The following is a 22,413-nucleotide window of genomic DNA, read 5'->3' as shown; positions in this document are numbered from 1 at the left end:
CGCCAAAGGGCGTGAGCCTAGACGCGCTCGTCGCGCAGATCAGGGGCGTGGACGGTGTGCTCTCGGTGCACGACCTGCATATCTGGAGTATCACTAGCGGTGCAAACGCGCTTACGGCTCACATTGTGGTCAGCGGCGAGCTGAGCGTGCGCGAGGCGGAGCGGATCATGTCCGAAATATCGCACGAAATGGAGCATCTGGGCATCACGCACACGACGCTGCAGCTTGAGAGCAGCGACAACGAATGCGCTGACGAGCTAATCTGCGAAGTAAGGTCAAACGACGCGGGCGGGCATTTGGGGCATAGTCATTAAAATTTGGGCAAATTTGGGGCGAAATTTTGCGATCTGGCATATCAAATCAAATCCGTAGCCCGAAACGAATAATTTTTTGCTAAAATTTAAATTGACGCATTTTTATAAAAGTGGCAAATTTAGAGAAAAAATATATACTAGTCGTGATTTTCGGCCTGCTTTGCGCCCTTGGGGACGGTAATTATATAGGTTTTCTTATCGCACTAAATTTCGCGGTAGCCTTGGTTTGCGCCGCTTTTTCTTTTATGAAAAAGGATTATATATTTTTGCTATTACTAGCGCTAAATTTGGCTTTGTATTTCAACGCTGTCGATACCCCTTTTGAAAAGCCTGAGCTTTGGACATATCATATACCCGCACTCGCAAACGCGACATACGCCCTAATCGCTCTAGTTTATGCTTCGGGATTTCTCGCTTTTGTCCCGCTTGCGGCATATATCTGTTTTTTATATTCGCTTTGCGTCGTTATCTGCGGCGCACGTAAAAAATTTCAAAATTTACGTTAAATTTTACGGGCAAAACCTGCGTCAAATTTACCCCAAATCCCCCCGCCGAAAATTCGCCCTCCGCCCGTCAAATTTAAGCCTGTCAACTTAATAAAACATAAATTTACTCTACTTTAACGAAAATTTTTATACAATCGCCCAAAATTTAACTAGGGATTTCATGAAAAATATCAGAAATTTTAGCATCATCGCTCATATCGACCACGGCAAATCAACGCTTGCCGACCGCCTGATCCAGGAGTGCGGTGCCGTCAGCGACCGCGAGATGAGCAGTCAAATCATGGATACGATGGACATCGAAAAAGAGCGTGGCATCACGATTAAGGCCCAGTCCGTACGCCTAAACTACGCGCTTGGCGGGCAAAATTTCGTCCTAAATTTGATCGACACACCGGGCCACGTGGATTTTAGCTACGAGGTGAGCCGCTCCTTAGCTAGCTGCGAGGGCGCGCTGCTCGTCGTGGACGCTAGCCAGGGCGTAGAGGCGCAGACCATCGCAAACGTCTATATCGCGCTAGAAAACAACCTCGAAATCATCCCCGTCATAAACAAAATCGACCTCCCCGCAGCAGACCCGGAGCGCGTAAAAAACGAGATCGAGCACGTTATAGGGCTTGACTGTAGCGGCGCGGTCGAGGTTAGCGCTAAAAGCGGCATCGGCATCAAAGATCTGCTAGAAGCCATCATCACGCGTATCCCTGCTCCCGGCGGAGAGGCGGAAAAACCGCTAAAAACGCTCATCTACGACAGCTGGTTTGACAACTACCTAGGCGCGCTGGCACTCGTGCGCGTCTACGACGGCGAGCTAAAGAAAAACGACGAGATCCTAGTCATGGGCACAGGCAAAAAACACATCGTACTAGACCTCATGTATCCAAACCCGATCGCGCCGATAAAAACGGCAAATTTGGGCGCGGGCGAGGTCGGCATCGTGGTGCTGGGGCTAAAAAACGTGAGCGACGTGCAGGTGGGCGACACGATCACGCTGGCTCGTAATCCCGTAAAAGAGCCCGTCGGGGGCTTTGAGCGGGCTAAACCGTTCGTATTTGCGGGACTTTACCCGATCGAAACGGATAAATTTGAAGACTTGCGAGACGCTCTGGATAAACTAAAGCTAAACGACAGCTCGATCAGCTACGAGCCGGAAACCTCGGTCGCACTAGGATTTGGCTTTCGCGTCGGATTTTTGGGGCTGCTGCACATGGAGGTTATCAAGGAGCGCTTGGAGCGCGAATTTGACCTCGACCTCATCGCCACGGCTCCGACCGTAACCTACGAAGTCGTGCAAACCGACGGTCAAATTTTACGTATCCAAAACCCTAGCCAGCTCCCGCCGGTCAATAAAATCGAGCATATCAAAGAGCCCTACGTCAAAGCCACGATCATCACGCCAAGCGAGTTTTTGGGCAATATCATCACGCTGTTAAACAACCGCCGCGCCGTGCAGACCAAGATGGACTACATCACGCCAGAGCGCGTGCTACTCGAGTACGACATCCCGATGAACGAGATCGTGATGGACTTTTACGACAAGCTAAAATCGAGTACCAAAGGCTACGCGAGCTTTGACTACGAGCCTAGCGACTACCGCGTGGGCGACCTGGTGAAGCTTGATATCAAGGTAGCAGGCGAGACCGTGGACGCTCTCTCCATCATCGTGCCAGAGTCCAAAGCCCAGTCCAAGGGGCGCGACTTCGTCAAAGCGATGAAAGAGATCGTGCCGCGCCAGCTCTTTGAGGTGGCTATTCAAGCCAGCATCGGCAACAAAGTCATCGCGCGTGAAACGGTAAAATCGATGGGCAAAAACGTAACCGCCAAGTGCTACGGCGGCGACATCACGCGTAAGAGAAAGTTGCTTGAAAAGCAAAAAGAGGGCAAAAAGCGCATGAAAGCTATCGGCAAGGTAAATTTGCCGCAAGAAGCGTTTTTAAGCGTTTTAAAAATAGACTAGCGGCGTCTTGCGAGCGTTTTGCGGAGTTATTCGCTACGCTCGCGGCCGCTTTTTATTGTCTCACGGTCAAATTTGAGCTCAAATTTGCAAATTTTACTGGCCCGAACCCGCACCGCAAAAATGCTAAATTTGACGCCATCTCCACTTTAAAATTTCAAAAATCAAATTTAATAAAATTTATACGAATTTCCAATTTCCTTCAAATTTTACGCAAATTTGGAAATTCATCTCAAATTTGGATAGAATTTTGCTTGCACGATGTAAAATTTACGAAAGGATTTTTTATGAAAAATTTTATACTTTTATTTGCGGCGTTTCTTTTTGCGGGATGTTTCGGGCTGTTCGAGAGCTCGCCACAGGTCGCTCAAACTAGCGAAGGCAACGCAAAAGGCTACAAAGAGGTGATGCGTATCAAAGCAGACTGTTCCTCGTGTGCTAGCGGCGGTCAGGACATCAAGATAAACGGCACGGACTACACCAGTGACGTGGCGATAAAATGCTGCATCGCTCAAAGCAGGATCGACACTAACGCGGCCATCAAAAAAGTCTATATCCACAAAATAGCCGACGAAAGAGCTACTGATAGCGGCATAAAATTTATCTCCAAAAACAGCGCGAAAATGCTCTATCCAAAAGAGCGTCTTGAGAGGCTTTTTCATCTTTTCTTACAAGACGAGCTGTTAAACCGCGGCATCATGGTCGTGGATAGCCAGACCTCGCCGTACACCTACCGCGTGGATTTTGCGTTTACCGACTATGCAGCGTCGTATAGCGAGCCGTCGCAGTATCTAAGCGCGGCGATGAAAGGCAAGCTAGGCGTCAAAAACATAAACAAAACCCGCGTGCTAAACATCTCCACCAGACAAGACGTACGTAAGCTCGAGGCCGAGGACACGGAGGATTTTAACCTCTACGTTTACCTTCTCGTTAAACAAGCCGCCAACAAAGTCGCCGAAGAGATATCAAAACTATAAAGGAAAAATATGAAAAAATTAGCTTTTTACGCCCTTGTCGCCGCGCTTTTTGCTGCGGTCATGAGCGGATGTTCGCAGCGCAGCTCGGTGTTAAATTTGACCCCGTATCAATCAACCTCAAACCAGATGGGCTACCAAAAAAATATCCAAATAAATAGCATCGAGGACGCTCGCGCAAACAAAAGCATCGTCGCCACGATCACGGGTAGCAACGGCAACGTCAAAGAATACGTCACGCTGCAAAACAGCATAGAGAGCTGGCTGCAAGACGGCCTTAGCACCGAGCTAAAGCGTCTGGGAGCAAATTTGAGCGACTTTGGCGATATCGTCGTGGACGTGAGGATCGTCGAACTTAAAGCCAATCTAAGCGGCTACTCCACGGACAATCTAAAAGGCTCGGCAAAGCTTGCGATAACGGTGCACAGAGGCGATCAGACCATCACCAAAAACGTCTCGCAGGAGCAGACTAAATTTGCCCCGATCCACACGAGCGGTGCGTTTAAGAGCTTTTTTGACGAGCTACTACAAGACATCGTAAAACGCGCGGCGATCCAAATCCTAAAAAGCTGATGAGATGCGCTAACTGCGGGCATTTGAGCCTAGGCGTGATATGTCAAATTTGCAAAAATCACCTGCTCTCCTCGCCCGCAAGGACGCGCGTTTTGGACGGCGATTTTAAAATTTACAGCTTTTTTGACTACTCCGAAGTTAAAAATTTACTCCACTCAAAGCACCTATTTCACGGCTCTTTCGTCTACGGCGCACTTACAAATTTGAGTTTTAAGATTTTTGCGCGCAAATTTAGCTTTGGCTCGCCGGTAAATGCCGTGCCCATCGACGACAAAACCGCCAGCGGCTACTCGCATACGGCGATCCTAGCTCGCGCGTTAAAAAGTGCGGAAATCCATCCGCTTTATGCTTGCTTGCACGCGGGCTCAAACGTCAGCTACCACGGCAAGGATCTCGCCTTTCGCCTAAAAAATCCACGAAATTTTAGACTTTTAAAAACGCCTAAACATCCCGTTATCTTGATAGACGATATCGTGACGACGGGCACTACGATAGACGAAGCTAGACGGACGCTGCAAAAAGCCGGCTGCGAGGTGCTTTTTGCACTAACGCTTGCCGATGCGAGGTATTAAAATTTGACTCAATCAAGGCAAAATGCGGACTCAAATTTAGCATTTTAAAGCTAGCAAAGCAAAATTCTCAAACATCCCCAAATTTCGGTCAAATTTAACCTCATTAAGTCGCCATAAAACATATCTATTTAGCAAGTTTTTATCAAATTTAAGCTAAAATCGGCAAGTAAATTTTAAGGATAAAAATGGAAGAAAATCTACTCAATCAAAATCAAGACATCCAAGCCGTCGACATCGAAGAGTCGATAAAAACGAGCTACCTCGACTACTCGATGAGCGTCATCGTCGGTCGCGCCCTGCCTGATGTCAGAGACGGCCTAAAGCCCGTTCATAGACGTATCCTATACGCGATGAACAACCTAGGAGTCGGCAGTCGTAGCCCGTATATGAAATCCGCGCGTATTGTTGGCGAGACTATGGGTAAATATCATCCGCACGGCAATCTTGCCATCTACGATGCGCTCGTGCGTATGGCTCAGAAATTTTCCATGCGCTATCCGACTGTCGACGGTCAAGGAAACTTCGGCTCCATCGACGGCGACGGTGCTGCAGCGGAGCGTTATACCGAAGCTAGGATGACGAATCTAACCGAAGAAATATTACGCGATATCGAAAAGGACACGGTTGATTTTATCCCAAACTACGACGACAGAGAGACTGAGCCAGACGTCCTACCTAGCCGCGTACCAAATTTGCTGCTAAACGGCTCTAGCGGTATCGCCGTCGGTATGGCGACGAATATCCCGCCGCACAGCCTCGACGAGCTAATAGACGGGCTTTTGCTCGTGCTTGAAAATAAAAACGCGACGCTAGAAGAGGTGATGCAGTATATAAAAGGGCCTGATTTTCCGACGGGCGGGATAATATTTGGCAAAAAAGGCATCATCGAGGCCTACCGCACGGGACGCGGCCGCGTAAAACTACGCGCCAAAACCCATATCGAAAAAAAGCCGAACAAAGACGTCATCGTGGTAGACGAGCTGCCGTATCAGACGAACAAAGCCCGTCTCATTGAGCAAATCGCCGAGCTGGTCAAAGAAAAACAGATCGAAGGCATCAGCGAGGTGCGCGACGAGTCCGATAAGGACGGCATCCGCGTCGTCATCGAGCTAAAACGCGACGCGATGAGCGATATCGTACTAAACAATCTCTTTAAATCCACGACGATGGAGAGTACCTTTGGCGTCATAATGCTCGCGATAAACAACAAAGAGCCGAAGGTATTTAACCTAATCGAGCTTTTGAAGCTATTTTTAAATCACAGAAAAACCGTCATCATCCGCCGCACGATATTTGACCTGGAAAAAGCCAGAGCTAGAGCGCATATTTTAGAGGGTCTAAAGATCGCGCTGGATAATATCGACGAGGTGATCGAGCTCATCAAAAATAGCGCCGATACGCCTAGCGCTCGCGAGGGCTTGGTAGCGAAATTCGGCCTTAGCGAGCTACAAGCAAACGCGATCCTTGATATGAGGCTAAGCAAGCTAACGGGTTTAGAGCGCGAAAAACTAGAGGCCGAGCTAGCCGAGCTGATGGCCGAGATCGCGCGCCTTGATGAAATTTTAAAGAGCGAAACATTGCTAGAAAAACTAATCAAAGACGAGCTACTTGAGATAAAAAATAAATTTAAAGTGCCGCGTATCACCGAGATCGTGGATGACTACGACGATATCGACATCGAGGACCTCATCCCTAACGAAAACATGGTCGTAACCATCACGCACAGAGGCTACATCAAGCGCGTGCCGAGCAAGCAGTACGAGAAGCAAAAACGCGGCGGCAAAGGCAAGGTCGCGGTAACTACATACGACGACGACTTCATCGAGAGTTTCTTTACGAGCAACACTCACGATACGCTGATGTTCGTGACTGATCGCGGACAGCTCTACTGGCTCAAAGTCTATAAGATACCTGAAGGAAGCCGCACGGCAAAAGGCAAAGCGGTAGTAAATCTCATCCAACTACAACCTGACGAAAAGATCAAGGCGATCATCCCGACGACTGATTTTGCCGAAAGCAAGTCGCTCGCGTTTTTCACTAAAAACGGCATCGTAAAACGCACGAATTTGAGCGAATTTAAAAACATCCGCTCTATCGGCGTTCGCGCTATTAACCTGGACGAGAACGACGAGCTAGTGACCGCTCTCATCGTCGAGGGCGAAGAAGAGCCGATAAATATAATCGACGAGCTTGGCGTAGAGACCGAGATAAACGAGATAGAGGCGATAGAAGCTCAGATCGACGAGGAAAATAGCGAAGAAAACGACGAAAACGCAGCCGAAGGAAGCGACGATAGCGAAAAAATGCTATTTATCGTAACCAAAAAGGGCATGTGCCTCAAATTTAAACTTAGCAAAGTCCGCCAGATGGGCAGAACGGCTCGCGGCGTGACGGGTATTAAATTTAAAGAAGCCGGCGACGAGGTCGTAGGCGCAGCCGTCATCGAAAACAACGATCAAGAGGTGCTAAGCATATCTCAAAAAGGTATCGGCAAACGCACCACCGCAGACGAATACCGCCTAACGAATCGCGGCGGCAAGGGCGTAATCTGCATGAAGCTAACGAATCGTACAGGCGATCTAATTGGCGTCGTAATGGTCGATGACGAACAAGATCTGATGGCTCTAACCTCAAGCGGCAAGATGATACGCGTCGATATGCAAAGCATCCGCAAAGCCGGCCGAAACACCAGCGGCGTCATCGTCGTAAATGTGGACGGCGACGACGTAGTCAGTATCGCCAAGTGTCCTAAAGCTGATGATGGCGAGGATGAGAGCGGCGAAGAGACGCTAGAAAATTTAGAATGAATTTAGTGTTTTTGGAATACAATTTGCTAGTAAATTTGCAAACAAAAAAACAACTAAATTTAAAGGTTCAAGAATGAAAAAAATTACATTCGCGGTTTTAGGCGCAGTAGTATTTTTGACGAGTGGTTGCTCTTTTAACAACCCTTTTGCCTCCGACGACGCAACATCGGCAAAGCAAGACATCGTCATCCAAAAGGTCGATAAAGAAGACATCAGAAGCGTGATGAAACAAGAAAAGATGATATACGATATCGAACCGGCCGATGCGGTATTTGGCGCCGTAGGCGAGGGTATCGCTCCAACCAACACCGTCTCTCACGCACAATCGCTAGCCCTAGCTAAACGCGCTGCCATCGCAGATGCGCACAGACAGCTAGCCGAGAAGCTATACGGAGTCAAGATAAACTCCAAAGATACGGTTAGAGACGCGATGCTTAGAGACTCGACCATCACGGCTCAAGTAGCAGGCCTTATCAAAAATGCTTCCATCGTCGAGCACGACTTTAAAGACGGGCTCTACCGCGTCAGAATGGAAATGAAAATAGATCAAAGCAAGTGGCAAGAAATTTTTGCTTACTGATTGCCGTTGCGGCGCTTCTTTACGGCTCGGAGGAGTTTATCCTCTGGGCCAAAATCTCCACTAAAAATCACACCGTCGTTTACGACGATATCGCACTTTCAAAAGCAATGGTTCTAAGCGAGCTAGAGTATGAGTATCTATGCGAAATAGACGCCCCAAAGCAGCCTGCGCAAAGCTCGCTAGAGTTTTTAAATCTACATAAAAACGAGCTTTTCGAGTGCTTTTTGCCTTACAAATTTAAGGTCGAAGACCGCTTCGTCCAACGCAACAAAAATATGAACTCCGCAACCGATCTCACGCTGTTTCCCGTGCGATTTACGGTGAAATTTAAGCCCTCTTCGGCTATCATAAACGTATTTAAAAACAAAGAGTAAAAGATGAACATCGTAATAGTAGAAGACGACATAAATATGCGCAAGTCCCTAGAGATCGCGCTTGGCGAATACGACGATCTAAAAATCAAAAGCTATAAAAGCGCGGTCGAGGCGCTTAAGAAAATGGGCGAGGACGTCGATCTCATCATCACCGACATCAACATGCCTCAGATGGACGGGCTGGAGTTCATCAAACGCCTGGAGGGCAAATTTGACGTCATCATAATGACGGGCAACGCGACGCTAAACAAAGCCATCGAGAGCGTGCGCCTGGGCGTCAAAGACTTCCTAACGAAGCCATTTGACGCACAAACACTGTATGAGGCGATAAAAAGGGTCGAAATTTTACGCCGTAAACTGCCTGCAGCAAGTCTAAAAGCCGCGCAAAACGGGTCAAATTTACAGGCCGATTCGACCGATTTCGTCGCTAGCTCGCCAGCTCTTGCCAACGCACTAAATTTAGCCTCGCGAGTCGCCAAAACTGACGCTTCGGCGATGTTAATGGGCGAAAGCGGCGTGGGCAAAGAGCTTTTTGCTAAATTTATCCACAAAAACTCGCCGCGCAAAGACGGGCCGTTTATCGCGATAAACATGGCCGCGATCCCCGAAAATTTGATAGAAAGCGAGCTTTTCGGCTTTGAAAAAGGCGCATTTACCGACGCTTCGGCGATGAAAAAGGGGCAGTTTGAGCTAGCAAGCGGCGGCACGCTGTTTTTAGACGAGATCGGCGAGATGCCGCTAAATCTGCAGCCAAAACTCCTGCGCGCGATCCAGGAGCGCGAGATCACGCGCCTTGGCGCCACAAAAAGCGTCAAGATCGACGTTCGTATCGTATCCGCGACGAATGCAAACTTGCCTGCGATGATTAGCGAGGGTAAATTTAGAGAGGATCTGTTCTACCGCCTAAACACTGTGCCGGTCGCCATCCCGCCGCTAAGAGAGCGCAAAGAGGAGATCCTGCCTATAGCCGAGCGCTTTTTAAGGCAAAGCTGCGAGGAGTTTAATCTCGGCACAAAAAGCTTTTCCGAAGCGGCGGTAAAAGAGTTAGAAAACTACGATTTTCCAGGCAATATCCGCGAGCTTATCTCCGTCGTGCAGCGAGCAGCGATTCTTAGCGAAGGCGAGGAGATACAACCGGGCGATCTTTTTTTGCAAGCTCGCAGTAGAAAATAGCTTTAATTTAAGCTTTACGCGAGTAAAATAAGCAAAATTTTAGTTTAAATTTAGTCGGCCGAGGCGGCGACGCTGAAAATGCGGCGTGCGACTCGTCAAATTTGTGCGGTAAATTTGAATCTGAAAGAAGTTAAATTTGACTGCAAATTTGAGTTAAATTTAATGGGTAAGAGCGGTTGCGATTAGCTTTATGCCAAAACCTAAATTTAGTCCGTGAAGTCCGATAAATCTTTAACGTTGTGTCAAGCCAAATAGGTTTGTCGCAGGGCGGCTTTGCCAACCGAAAAATAAAAAGCCAAAAATAAAAAGGAGCCAAAAATGAGAAAATTTAACGTTGCCGTCGTAGGCGCGACCGGCGCAGTCGGAGAGGAACTTTTCCGCGTCATGGAGGAGGTGGATTTCCCGGTGGGCGAGCTACTACCACTAGCAAGCGCGAAAAGCGCAGGCACCCAGATAGAGTTTAAAGGCAAAAATCACAAAGTCGTGGAGCTCACCGAGACCGTTTTTGACGAGCATGAGATCGATATAGCGTTTTTTAGCGCAGGCGGATCGGTATCGGAAAAATACGCCAAATTTGCAGCCGCCAGCGGCGCCGTCGTCATCGACAACACCAGCCACTTTAGGATGGATGCGGACGTGCCGCTAGTCGTGCCTGAGTGCAATCCGCAGGACATCGCGCAGTGGAAAAACCGCGGCATCATCGCCAATCCAAACTGCTCGACCATCCAAATGGTGCAAATTTTAAAACCGTTAGACGACGCGTACGGCATCAACCGCGTGGACGTCTCGACCTATCAGGCGGCTTCGGGCGCGGGCAAAGAGGGTATGGAGGAGCTAGTCACGCAGCTACAAAAGTTTTTCGAGTTTAAGCTTGATGAGTGTGAGCCAAAAGTCTTCGCGCACCAGCTAGCCTTTAACGTCATCCCGCATATTGACGTATTTTTGGACAACGACTACACAAAAGAGGAGATGAAAATGGTCAATGAGACCCAAAAAATCCTCCACAAAAATATGGAAGTGAGCGCGACCTGCGTGCGCGTGCCGGTGCTTCGCAGCCACTCAGAGGCTATCACGATTCATTTTGATAGAGACGTGGACGCTGCAGCTGCGCGCGAAGTCCTGCGCAAGGCGCCTAGCATCGTAGTCGTGGATGAGCCCGCCGCAAAAAAATACCCGATGCCAAGCATCTCAAGCGACACTAACGAAACATACGTCGGACGCATCCGCACGGATAACTACCGCAAAAACGTCCTACATCTATGGTGCAGCGCCGACCAGATCCGCGTGGGAGCAGCGACCAATGCCGTAAGAATCGCGCAAAAATGGATAGAGATGCAGGAGTAACCCGCATTTTGTTAAATTTGCCGAATTTGCGCTTTAGTTTGGTGGGCGCGACTTGACTTGACTTGGCGTAGATTCGGCTAAATTTTGTCTTAATTTACGTTTTTCTTACTTTAGTATAAATTTAGTATAGGTTTTTGTACGGAGGGCTAGTTTTTAGCCCTCTTGTCAAAGCCTTGCAAAGCTTGGATTTTCAGGCTAAATTTTGATTATTTTAGAAAATAAAACCGTGTTTTTGTCGTATTAATTTTTTGATCTACACACGATCTTTTGTAAATTTCACATATACATTTACCCGCATCTTTACGATAAACAGTTACAAATAGGTCTTAAAATTGCCATGCTATATTAAAGCACAATTTATTTAAAAATTTTAGAAAGTAATTTTTGTTAAATCGCTAATCATTTGCTTTACCTATATATTTTAAATTTGTGAAATAAAGCTAAAAATATATAAAATGCCGTTAAAAAAGGATACTTGAATTATGAAATATACAAGCATTGTAACTCCTAGCGATTTGGCACAATACGCAGATACGCGTGAAAGCCAGGGAATAATTCCGGAGCTTGTTTATCTACTTATCAAACAATCTGTATCCGATATAAGCGAATGTCGCATACCTTACGGCGATGCCGTAAATCAACCCGGTATGGACGGCGTTGTAGATTGCAAGACCGGATTTTTAGAATTTGTTCCTTCAGGGAAATCCTATTGGGAAATAGGCACTGGAAAAGATCCCCAAGAAAAGGCAAGTAGCGACTTTCAAAAAAGAACCGAAGAGTTAAGCGATGAAGAGCGAGCAAATTCCACTTTTGTCTTCGCTACTCCGCGTTCGGCCGAAGCAAATGGTTGGGATGAGCCAAAACAGAGGGCTTGGATCAAAAGGCAGCAAGGCAAAGGATGGAAGCGAATTATAATAATAGATGGAGTAAAGCTAGCGGATTGGCTTAGAGAATTTCCAGCTACTGGTAGGTGGATAGCTGCTAAAATAGGAATTTTGCCAAATTCAAGTGGCATTATAACGCCGCTTGAGCACTGGAATTTAACTCAATCTAAATTTAAAAATTACAACTTGATCCAGTCGCAATTTAATGGGCTGGCTCTTCCGCCCGAGCTTTTTATATCTTCTCGCGATAAAGCTTGTAGTGCGCTTGAGAGTATCTTTTTGGGCAAAGCCAAAAAGCTTTTTATTATTGCTGAGAGTGAAAACGATGTAGATGATTTTGTAGCGGCTTACCTTATGACGCTTGAAAAAGAAAAGGCGCAAAAATATGCAGATAGGTGTCTTTTTATAAAAGATAAAGATACATGGCAAGCGATATCCGAGTTGCGACGATCACATGTATTGGTTGCTAGCCCAAGGCTAGGCTTGGATGATGAACAACAAAATTTACTTGCGTTAGCCATAGAAAAAGGGCATGGAGTGATCGTGCCGTTTTGCGATGCCTCATCAAACGGCAATGACGATGTTATAGACCTTAAAAGTCCTCCATCATATCAGATCAAAGAGATACTGACGAAAGCGCAGTTCCCAGATGTTCTTGCAGATGAATTTGCTAAAATAGGAAATAGGAGGCTATCTGCACTTATGAGATATCTCGTAGGAGTCGCTGCGCCGTCGTATGCGAAACGAAATACTGTTCGCGAATTGGCAAAAGCCTGCTTAATAGGTCGTTGGGACGAGAGAAACGAAGCGGACGTTAAAATTATAGAAAAATTTATCGGCAAAAGTTATAAAGAATGGATGGAAAAATTTATAGTTGATGCTCTGCGTCCAGACTCTCCGCTTACTTTGATAGAGGGAAAATGGAAAGTTATTTCTCGTGATGAGGCGTGGGATGCCCTTGGAGACTTGATCTCAAATGATGATCTAGCTCGCTTTAAAAATATAGCGATTTCAGTTTTAGAAGAAAGGGATCCAGCGCTTGATCTGCCAAAGGAAGAACGATACGCCGCTAGCATTTATGGAAAACAATTAAACTATTCGCAAAATATTAGAAAAGGAATTTCTCAAACGCTTGCTTTGATGGGTAGTCGCCCTCAAGCGCTTAGTAACTGCTCTTGCAATGAGGCTTTAAACACTGTAAATTTTATTGTGCGCACATTGCTTGATGGGGCGGATTGGGAACGATGGGCGAGTACAGATGCTTGCCTGCCGCTTTTGGCAGAGGCGGCGCCCAGCGAATTTCTTGATGCTGTAGAGTCGGCATTAGTTGATATTTCGAATTCCCCTTTTCATGAAATATTTGAACAAGAAGGAGGCGGAATCGAAGGTCGTAATTATATGTGCGACCTGTTATGGGCTCTTGAAGGGTTAGCATGGTCTCCTGATTATTTATCAAGAGTAGCGGTTGTCTTGGCGGATCTTGCCTCTATCGATCCCGGCGGATCTTGGGCAAATCGTCCTATAAGATCGCTTGTGAATATATTTTTACCTTGGCATGTGCAAACTGCCGCAAAATTTGATAAAAGAAAAGCGGCGATCAAAGCCGTGATAAAAAATCAACCCAAAATCGGATGGTCCCTGCTGCTAGAGTTGCTTCCGGAAGGTTGCCACACTACAAGCGGAAACTACCGTCCTATTTGGCGAGATTTTATACCTTTAGATTGGAAGGATGGCGTATTTCAATATGAATATTTGGAGCAAATTACCGCGCTGTCCGAACTTGTGATTGATTTGGCAAAAGAAGACGTGGATAAATTTATCGAGCTTATAGAAAGGCTTTCAAATTTACCCAAAAATGCATACGATTTTATTCTTGATTATTGCTTGTCAGATAGCATAATAAATTTGCCCGAAGAAAAGCGCGATTTAGTTTGGGAAAAACTTGATGAGATTGTGCGTCGCCATAGAAAATTTTCTGATACTAACTGGGCATTGCCCGAAGAAGAACTTTGCAAAATCAAAAACATAGCCGATAGTATTGCGCCATCTTCGCCGGAAATAAAATATCGTTATTTATTTAATGGCGTAGTTTTTGAGTTGTTGGACGAAGATGATAGCTATGACAAACAAATAGAAAAACTCGCTAAAAAACGCAATTCCGCCATAAAAGAAATTTTGAACAGTGGAGGTTTGATAAAGTGCATAAATTTTGCCAAAAAAGTAGCTTCGCCGCTTGATGTAGGTCGAGCTTTGGGCGAGATAGAATATGATTTGATTGAAAATGAACTATTGCCAACATTTCTTGATTCAGATGATAAAGTTGAAAAGCAGGTTTTAAGCGGGTATGCACGGATCAAATTTTATAAAATCGGCATTGATTGGGTTGATATGATTATGCAAAAAGATTGGTCTTTAGAGCAACGCGCTAAATTTCTACTGCTTTTGCCTTTTAATGAAGAGGTATGGGAAACGGTTTCTAAATATTTAGGAGAAAATAGCGAGGGTCTGTACTGGAAAAATATCAGAGTTAATCCTTATGAATCAGACGGCTATCTAAATGAAGCAACCGAAAAATTGCTTACGCATGGGCGCGAAGGCGCAGCCGTTATCTGCGCTGCTCATGAGGAAAATAAAGACGAGTTTAATGAAGCCCTAGCGGTTCGTTCGCTTATTTCTGCTCTTAATAGCGAAAGCGGCACGCAAGAACTTATTAACTATAGCCATGTGGACTATGACGTAGTTAAACTAATTAAGCGTCTTCAAAAATCAAAAACGATTGATCAAGACGTGATGCTTAAAATCGAATTTAAGTTCTTTCCTTGGATAAAAAGATTTTCTAGAGAAAAATCTCCTACTACAATCGAGAAAAAACTCGCTTCTGATCCGCAATTCTTTGCCGATATGATTGCTCTTGCCTTTCGGTCCAAGCATGACAAAAGCGACAATACTAAAGAAATAGATGAAAATAAACGCTATCTGGCCCAAAATGCCTACGATATTTTATATGAATGGAAACATTGTCCGGGAGTTAAAGAAGATGGAAAATTCGACGAAAATGCATTTAAAGAGTGGGTCAAAGAAGCCAAAAGGATCACCGAAGAGACGGGGCATATAGGAGTTGCTAGGCACTATATCGGACAAAGTTTAACCTACGCGCCTGCTGATCCGGGCGGGCTTTGGATACATAAGGCCGTGGCCGATATTTTAGATGAGCGGGATGCCGACAAAATACGCCCCGAATTCACGCTCACACTTTTTAATCGACGCGGAATACATACTTTTACTTACGGGCGGGAAGAGCGAGAGCTTGCTAAGCAGAATCAAGAAAAAGCCGAAGACCTTGATGCGGAAGGTTTTACTAGATTTGCAGCAGCTATGCGCAAGTTTGCCGAGCAATATACAAAAGAAGCGGAAATGGAAGAAAAAAGAGATATTTATGAAGAATACGATTAAATTTTTACTTTTTAGCTCCGGTTATCTTTGCTAGTTTATGAGCCTAATCTTTAAGGAAAATATTATAAAATACGCGTTTTATTTTTCAACAAAGGAAATTAATGCGTAGAGCTTTTGAAAAAATCCTGCTCTTTAGCAACAACTTCACGCTCCTGCCCGTGGTCTTTGGCTTGCTCGGTGCTATCGTGCTTTTTGTCATCGCCAGCTACGACGTAGGTAAGGTTTTCGTCGCCGTTTATCACTACTTTTTCGGTGATTTTCACCCCGAGAACTTCCACTCCGACGTCGTCGGCGAGATCGTGGGCGCGATCGACCTTTATCTCATGGCTCTCGTGCTTTACATCTTTAGCTTCGGCATTTACGAGCTGTTTATCTCCGAGATCGAGGAGCTCAAGCAGTCCAAACAGAGCAAAGTCCTCGAGGTACACTCGCTCGACGAGCTCAAGGACAAACTGGGCAAAGTCATCATCATGGTGCTTATCGTTAACTTTTTCCAGCGCGTTTTGCACGCAAATTTCACCACTCCGCTTGAGATGACCTATCTCGCCGCCTCGATTTTAGCGCTTTGTTTGGGGCTTTATTTCCTACACAAAGGCACGCACTGAAGCTTTTTGCGAGCCTGGCTTCGGGCTCGCTTTTAAATTTTAATTCAAATTTTACCGCCGTGCTACATGTGAATAACTCTTGGATTTTACCTTTTTGCATTAAGTTTTATTTCAAAATTTCCCCAAATTTAAAGCTATATGAATTTAAGTTCTATTTTATCGACAAATGCCGATTTCAAGGGCTTTAGAGATTAAATTTAGGATTACAAGATAAGCATAAATGATATAAATTATTTCACTTTTCACTCTGTGAAAAAAACGTGAAAAGTTACGTTTAATTTCGGTCTTTTTTGAGCAAATTTTACGCAGCCAAATTTGTGCGGCATTACCCGCATCTTTACGGCATAAACCAAAATTGATTTGAATTTTCAGGTTGTAAATCGGGAGCTAAATTTTATGTTTCAAAAAATAGCCGTAAATTTAAAAACGGCGCAGACTCGTCACATGCGCCGTAAAGGGGTAAATTTTATCAAAACTAGCGGCCGGAGAGCCGCATAAAATCAATCAAATAGCGAATTTACGCTCTCGTTGTGATACACGCGTCTGATCACTTCGCCAAAAATCGGTGCGACGCTGAGAACTTTTATCTTTTCGTTTTCCTCGCGTAGCGGTATCGTGTCGGTTACTACCAGCTCGTCTAGCGCGCTATCTGCGAGGTTTTCGTAGGCTTTGCCGGAAAGCACCGCATGCGTGCAACACGCTATTACCGAGGTTGCGCCGCGCTCTTTAAAGACTTTTGCCGCCTTTACTATAGTGCCGCCCGTGTCGATCATATCATCGACTAGTATCACGTCCTTGCCTGCTACGTCGCCGATTACATTCATTACTTCGCTTTCGTTGGCTTTTTCGCGGCGTTTATCGACGATGACGATGTCGAGATTTAGAGCTTTTGCGACGCTTCTAGCGCGCGCGACGCCACCGATATCGGGGCTAGCGATGATAGGATTTTTGAGATTTTTGTTTTTGATATGGTCGTTAAAGATGATCGAGCCATAGAGGTTATCGACCGGGATGTCGAAAAAGCCCTGAATTTGACCCGCATGAAGGTCGATCGTGACAACGCGGTCGATGCCCGCCGTTTGCATCATGTTTGCCACGAGCTTTGCCGTGATAGGCACGCGAGGAGCGGCCTTGCGGTCTTGGCGCGCGTAACCGAAATACGGCACCACAGCCGTTATCGAGCTAGCCGAGCTGCGCTTAAGCGCGTCGGTTAGGATCAAAAGCTCCATCAAATTTACGTTTGCAGGCGCGCAGGTAGGCTGGATGATAAAAATATCCTTGCCACGCACGCTCTCGCCGATCTGCACGCTGATCTCGCCGTCGCTAAAGCGTTTGATCGTAGCTTCGCTAAGCGGAAGCGATAAATAATGCGAAATTTTCTTTGAAAACTCTACGTTTGCGGTGCCCGAAAAGATTTTGTAACCTCTCATAACGATTTGCCTTTGTGAAATTTTTGCCCAATTTTACCGAACTAAAACTTAAATTCGTAGATTTTTGCGGATAAATTTTATCTTTTATCGGCTCAAATTTGAGCTTTTGACGTGATAGTTCGGGTTGCCGACGAAATAATCTTTTTAAAAATTATACGGCGCCGACTGTTTTAACAGAGCTATTTTTGAGTCAAATTTTATCACTAGTTTTAAAATATAGCGAATTTATCTCGCGTTAAATTTGGCCTTAAAAACTGCAATCCTGAAAACGCGAAATTTAAGCCTCGCTAGAGCTTGGCGTCAAATTTGACTAAATCAAATTTTAGCATTTTCGCAGTGCGGGTCTGGGCGAGTAAAATTTGCAAATTTATCCGCAAGATGCTTTTGGCGTAAGCAAAGCGGATAAACGATTACGAACTCAAAATCAAGCAAAACCATACGACAAAGGCCGCGGCTACGCAAATTTAGTCCGCCACGCCCATCATCACGCTTGAGTATTCGCCCTGCTTGACGTCCGTTTTTTCAGGCTTTTTGACAGTCATCCTATCCTCGGCCAGTCCCGCCTGCGCTAGGGCCGCCTTGATAGCCTGAGCTCTTGCGTTAGCAAGTTCCAGCAGCTGCTCTTTTTTCACCTCGATGCCTTTTAGTGCAACTTCTCTCAGCGCCTTTTCGTCGGTACTTTTTTCTTTTGGAGCTAGCGATGCGAGCGCTCCTGCGTAGTCTTTACCGGTTTGATTCATCGTTTGGCTTATTTTTTCGTTTAGTTTCGCGTTTTTTAGAGCCGTTACGTCCACGTCCGAGTAGGCCGGAGTGATGCTTAGCTTCATCTTAGGCTTTGCCGTCGTTAGCTTGATAAAGTCGGCTATCTTAGCCTGTTCAGATACGATGAGCTCGGCGTTTGCGGGCATAAAGTCGATAGTGTTTAGATCCTGGCTACTTAGCCCTAGCATATTACCCAAAAATCTAAACGGGGCCAGCGTGATGTCGGCAAATAGCTTCTTTACGGCTTCCCAGACGATACCGCCGTATTTAAAGTCTGGGTCGTTTAGATCGCCCGTCACCGGCAGATCGATGTTTATCTGATTGTTTTGATCGCTCAGGATCGAGATAGCAAGCGATAGGGGCAGGTTTACCGCGTCTTTTGACTCGACCTTTTCGCCAAGCGTTAGCGTGTCTAGATTTACGACATTGCTACCGTTTAGCTTAGAGTCCTTAACATCGTAGTTTAGGGTCAAATTTAGCTTGCCTTTTTCTATCTTGTAGCCCAAAAACTGCCCGCTATAAGGCGTGACATCGACTAGATCGATATCTTTAAAGCTAAATTTGACTTCCGTGCTCTTTTTCGGGTCGTACGGCAGTAGCTTGAGCCCGATCTTGCTAAAGCCGCTCTTGCCGACCACGCCCTCAAACGTACCCATCGTCGGGCGTGTGCTGTCGATATCCATCAGCACGCCTTCTAGCTTGGTGATCTTAGTCGCAAACGGCATAAATAGCGACGCGTCGGAGAAGTCTACATCGCCGTTTTCTACGAGGATATTTTTGATAGCGAAGTCAAACTCGCCCTCTTTTTTCTGCTGTTTTGCGGCCTCTACGGGCTTTTCGTTTTTAGAAGCGGTTTGTTTTGCGTCCGCTTTTTGCGCGTTTTCGCTCTCGCTCTTTTTCACGAGGCGACTTAGGTTAAATTCGCGCTCTTTATTTAGGTGCATCTTTAAAAACGGCGCACTAAGAGTCACGCGCTCTAAATTTAAGAAATTTTTCGCAAACGAAATTTTAGATAGTTTGAGGTTTTTAAAGGCAAAAACCTTATCGCCAGAGCCGTCCGCAAGTTCGATGTTTGCGACGTTTGCCTTGCCGCTTACGGAGGCATCTGCGGCGTATTTTACGTTTAGTTCGGCATTTAGCTCGCCGCTTTTTAGGCTCGCGTCCAGATAGTTTTTAGCATAAACGAAGTAGCGAGGCAGATTTGCATCGTTTAGTTTTATATCGGCTTCGATACTTAGGGGCTCTGGCGTGATTTTACCCTTAAGAGCCAAATTTAGCTTTTGCGAGCTTTTCATGTCGATTTTAGCGGTCACGGGCGCAGTTAAATTTTCGCTAATATTTTGTAAATTTACATTTAGCCCGTCAAATTTGTGCGCTATCTTTTGCCCCTCAAAGATATGGGTTATACCTATATCCGCACCCGTAACGGCGACGTTTTTGACGCTAAATTTAAATCCGCTCTTTGCATCTTGAGCGCTTTTTTGCTCGGGTTTTTTATTTTTGCCGGCATTGCTTTTTTTGGCCGTTTTTTGAGATTTGGCAGGTTTTTTCGCGTTTTCGGTTTTGCTTTTTGCTTTTGTTTTGGCGGCGGTTTTTTCGCTGTTTAAACCAAGCTCGCTAATAGCGCTAAGTTCGCCGTTTTCTTTTATATCGGTTGCAAATTTAGGTTTATTTATGCTGACGCTTTCGATGCGAAGTGCCGTTTTAGCTAGGTCTATATCCGCGTCCTTCACGCCGATTTCAGCGATAGTAGCGAGCTCTTTATTTTTTGTTTTTAGCGCGATTTTTTGAGCTTTTATCTCGCCGATAGAAGCGGTGCTGGCGTTATTTTCCAGCGTAAATTTAGGCGCGTTTATGATGAGCTTTTCTAGGCTTGCCGCACTGTTTTTACCGATCGGGGCGGAGGCGACGTTAAGTGTCAAATTTTTTAGGCCAGCTGCGATATTTTGCCCGTTTATTTTGGCATCCAGCTCGCTTGCGTTCGCGTCTTTTAGCTTTATCTCGCCGACGCTTTTTTCGGTCAAATTTATCCCGCTAACGCCTAGGGCTTTGAGCGCTGCGGAGGCGTTTATATCGCCTTTTTCGTTTATATCGGCCTTAAGCGCGACGCCGCTTAAATTTAGCCTGTTTAAATTTGCCTGCGCCTCGCCTTTAAAGCTCGTATTTTTAAATTTTATCTCACTAATATCGGCCGCAAAGCTTCTTTTTTCGCTAACGTCGGCATTTATCTCGATGGCGGGCAGATCAAGCTCCTCTAGGCTCAAATTTTGCCCATCAAGTTGCGCTTCAAACGACTTTAAATTTAATGCGGCGTTTTTTAAAGCAGCCTTGATAACGCCGCCGTCCGCGCTTAGTTCGTAGATAGTTTTCGCGTTTATAAGCGCACTGTTTATGCGCAGATCTTGCGTGTCTATGAAGCTAAGAGCGACGGGGCGGACGTTAAAGTCCTTTAGGCTAAGCTCGCCGTAAACGCGAAGCGGCGCGAGGTCGATGCCGCCCTGCCAGTCCAGCTTTTGCGCTAGCGTGGAGTTTGCGTCAAAGACATGCTTGCCCGCGCTATTTTGCTCGGTATTTATGCCTGAGATTTCGTAGTTTATGCCCTCAAATTTGGCGCTAAACGGCTGTTTTAAACTCTCGTCCGAGTAGGCAAACGAGCCGCCGATTATCTTTGTGCTGTTTAGGGCGAAATTTATGCTGCTAGTTTCGTTATTTTCGGTGCTAGTCGCGTTTGACTCGCCTAAAAAAGTAGCTAAATTTAGCGTGCCGTTTTTATCTCTAGCGATATTTACGCTAGGGCTCTCAAGGCGCAAGATATCGACCTCCGCAAGCTTGTTAAATAGCGAAAAAGGCTTAAGCTTGACGTCGATTTGCTCCGCGCTAAAAAGCGGCGCGGTCGTGTTTAACTCAGGGCGCGTGACGTTTAGCTCGAAGGTAAACGGATTAAATTTAGCCTCCGCCACGCTAAGGCTCGCGTTCATATCCTTTAGCTTTGCGGGCAAGGTATTTTTTAGCGCGTAAGGAACGCCTAAAAAGCCCGCAAGCGTGTAGATAAGCAACAAGCCCGCGAGCGAGCCTAGGATAATAAGAGCGATTTTTTTACTTTTTTGCATAAATTTGCCTCGATTTTTTTGGCGAATTTTACAAGGATTTTGATTAAAGAGCGGTTATTTTGGCAAATTCATACGAAAAATTAACGCCGTTTCTTAGAAAATTAAAGCCGAAATTTGATACAAATAAAAAAATCAAATGCGGCGTATGATTTCTTTTTGACAAAACTTGGCACCCGTAAACTACGGAGATAATTTAAAATCTAGTCGATAAAATAGCGATTTTACTGTAAAATTCGGAATCAAATTTGTCAAACCAGGGAGTAAAAATGTTTCAGGCTTTCAGAATTTACGATTTTGTAAAAGGCGATGAAAATAGCGATTTTTACGGCGTATTTATCGATAGACTCTATCCTCGCGGAGTGAAAAAGGAGATATTTTGCTCGTTTTTATGGCTAAAGTCGGTTACTCCGTCAAACGAGCTTAGGTCTTGGTTTCATGAGGACAAAGAGGCTAGATTTGAGAAATTTAAAGTTAAATTTAAGACCGAACTAGCCGATAAAGAGGCGACGGCAGGACTGAACGAGCTAAAAATTCTAGAAAAAAAGCACGGCAAAATCGCTCTATTAACCGCGACTAAAGATATAAATTTAAGCCACGTTGCGGTACTTTTAGAACTACTCAGGGAGTAAAATTTAATTTACCTTTTATTTTTCATATTTTTTCGCTATAATCCCCCAACTTTTTAAATCGATTTTAAGTTTATAGCATCTAGTTAAATTTATAAATATCATTAAAATTAAGATTTGCGATTTAATCGCTAAAGCCTAAAGATAAGTGTATCTTTTGCTGCGTTTAGATTTGAGCGATCATAATTTCGGTGCAGTAAATTTTATCCCAAAACTAGACCCAATTAGGCGTCGCAATCTACCCGCGAATTAAGCCTAGTCGGGCTTATTTTTTAAACTCGTAAATCGTATTTAAAACGTTAAACCTATAACCGTAACTAAACAAGGAGTCCTCAATGGCAGTAACTCAAGCGCAAGTAGCTCAGCTTTACGTAGCGT

16 protein-coding genes are annotated in these 22,413 nt (G+C 45.4%); 14 read left to right on the top strand and 2 right to left on the bottom strand.

Translation table 11 applies throughout. From position 1 onward, the window contains the following. The 13 genes from Q0386_RS06745 to Q0386_RS06685 form a co-directional block, all read left to right on the top strand. Positions 1 to 314: cation transporter dimerization domain-containing protein (locus Q0386_RS06745; RefSeq protein ID WP_299028886.1), on the top strand; the 314-nt coding region annotated here is incomplete at its 5' end. Between the two features lie 266 nt (positions 315 to 580). Beyond that, complete coding sequence (locus Q0386_RS06740) at positions 581 to 820, top strand: transporter (RefSeq protein ID WP_299028884.1); 240 nt, start codon at positions 581 to 583, stop codon at positions 818 to 820. A 160-nt stretch (positions 821 to 980) separates the two neighbouring features. After that, positions 981 to 2,771, top strand: a complete 1,791-nt coding sequence (gene lepA, locus Q0386_RS06735; RefSeq protein WP_299028882.1) for a translation elongation factor 4 — start codon at positions 981 to 983, stop codon at positions 2,769 to 2,771. A 284-nt stretch (positions 2,772 to 3,055) separates the two neighbouring features. Continuing rightward, positions 3,056 to 3,745 carry a hypothetical protein gene (locus tag Q0386_RS06730; RefSeq protein WP_299028880.1) on the top strand — a complete coding sequence of 230 codons (690 nt, stop codon included), beginning with the start codon at positions 3,056 to 3,058 and terminating at the stop codon, positions 3,743 to 3,745. Positions 3,746 to 3,754: 9 nt separating this feature from the next. Beyond that, on the top strand, positions 3,755 to 4,315 hold the full coding sequence (locus Q0386_RS06725; protein ID WP_299028878.1) for a YajG family lipoprotein: 561 nt from the start codon (positions 3,755 to 3,757) through the stop codon (positions 4,313 to 4,315). Continuing rightward, positions 4,315 to 4,887: a ComF family protein gene (locus Q0386_RS06720; RefSeq protein WP_299028875.1), complete on the top strand. Its 573-nt coding sequence runs from the start codon at positions 4,315 to 4,317 to the stop codon at positions 4,885 to 4,887. Before Q0386_RS06725 ends, Q0386_RS06720 begins: the two co-directional genes overlap by 1 nt. A 185-nt stretch (positions 4,888 to 5,072) precedes the next feature. Continuing rightward, on the top strand, positions 5,073 to 7,694 hold the full coding sequence (gyrA, locus tag Q0386_RS06715) for a DNA gyrase subunit A (RefSeq protein ID WP_299028872.1): 2,622 nt from the start codon (positions 5,073 to 5,075) through the stop codon (positions 7,692 to 7,694). Between the two features lie 73 nt (positions 7,695 to 7,767). After that, on the top strand, positions 7,768 to 8,274 hold the full coding sequence (locus Q0386_RS06710; RefSeq protein ID WP_004321130.1) for an LPP20 family lipoprotein: 507 nt from the start codon (positions 7,768 to 7,770) through the stop codon (positions 8,272 to 8,274). Next, positions 8,250 to 8,648: a hypothetical protein gene (locus Q0386_RS06705; protein ID WP_299028868.1), complete on the top strand. Its 399-nt coding sequence runs from the start codon at positions 8,250 to 8,252 to the stop codon at positions 8,646 to 8,648. The genes Q0386_RS06710 and Q0386_RS06705 overlap by 25 nt, the downstream gene beginning before the upstream one ends. Positions 8,649 to 8,651: 3 nt before the next feature. Beyond that, positions 8,652 to 9,821, top strand: a complete 1,170-nt coding sequence (locus Q0386_RS06700; RefSeq protein ID WP_299028865.1) for a sigma-54 dependent transcriptional regulator — start codon at positions 8,652 to 8,654, stop codon at positions 9,819 to 9,821. A 318-nt stretch (positions 9,822 to 10,139) separates the two neighbouring features. Next, positions 10,140 to 11,165: an aspartate-semialdehyde dehydrogenase gene (locus Q0386_RS06695; protein ID WP_299028862.1), complete on the top strand. Its 1,026-nt coding sequence runs from the start codon at positions 10,140 to 10,142 to the stop codon at positions 11,163 to 11,165. A gap of 482 nt (positions 11,166 to 11,647) precedes the next feature. Further along, positions 11,648 to 15,502 carry a hypothetical protein gene (locus Q0386_RS06690; RefSeq protein WP_299028859.1) on the top strand — a complete coding sequence of 1,285 codons (3,855 nt, stop codon included), beginning with the start codon at positions 11,648 to 11,650 and terminating at the stop codon, positions 15,500 to 15,502. A 101-nt stretch (positions 15,503 to 15,603) separates the two neighbouring features. Beyond that, a complete protein-coding gene (locus tag Q0386_RS06685; protein WP_299028856.1) occupies positions 15,604 to 16,107 on the top strand; it encodes a YqhA family protein in 504 nt (167 codons plus the stop codon). A 500-nt stretch (positions 16,108 to 16,607) separates the two neighbouring features. On the opposite strand, the gene Q0386_RS06680 is transcribed toward Q0386_RS06685, so the two are convergent. Next, positions 16,608 to 17,537, bottom strand: a complete 930-nt coding sequence (locus Q0386_RS06680; RefSeq protein WP_295143990.1) for a ribose-phosphate pyrophosphokinase — start codon at positions 17,535 to 17,537, stop codon at positions 16,608 to 16,610. A gap of 464 nt (positions 17,538 to 18,001) precedes the next feature. Next, complete coding sequence (locus tag Q0386_RS06675) at positions 18,002 to 21,409, bottom strand: DUF748 domain-containing protein (protein WP_299028852.1); 3,408 nt, start codon at positions 21,407 to 21,409, stop codon at positions 18,002 to 18,004. Positions 21,410 to 21,675: 266 nt separating this feature from the next. On the opposite strand from Q0386_RS06675, the gene Q0386_RS06670 reads away from it, so the two are divergent. After that, complete coding sequence (locus Q0386_RS06670) at positions 21,676 to 22,038, top strand: DUF488 domain-containing protein (protein ID WP_299028849.1); 363 nt, start codon at positions 21,676 to 21,678, stop codon at positions 22,036 to 22,038. The last annotated feature ends 375 nt before the right edge of the window (positions 22,039 to 22,413 follow it).

Origin of the sequence: uncultured Campylobacter sp., assembly GCF_938045625.1 — a bacterium.
Taxonomy (GTDB): Bacteria; Campylobacterota; Campylobacteria; order Campylobacterales; family Campylobacteraceae; genus Campylobacter_A.
The sequence above is the reverse complement of the archived record's forward strand: the minus strand, read 5'-3'. Positions and strand labels throughout refer to the sequence as shown.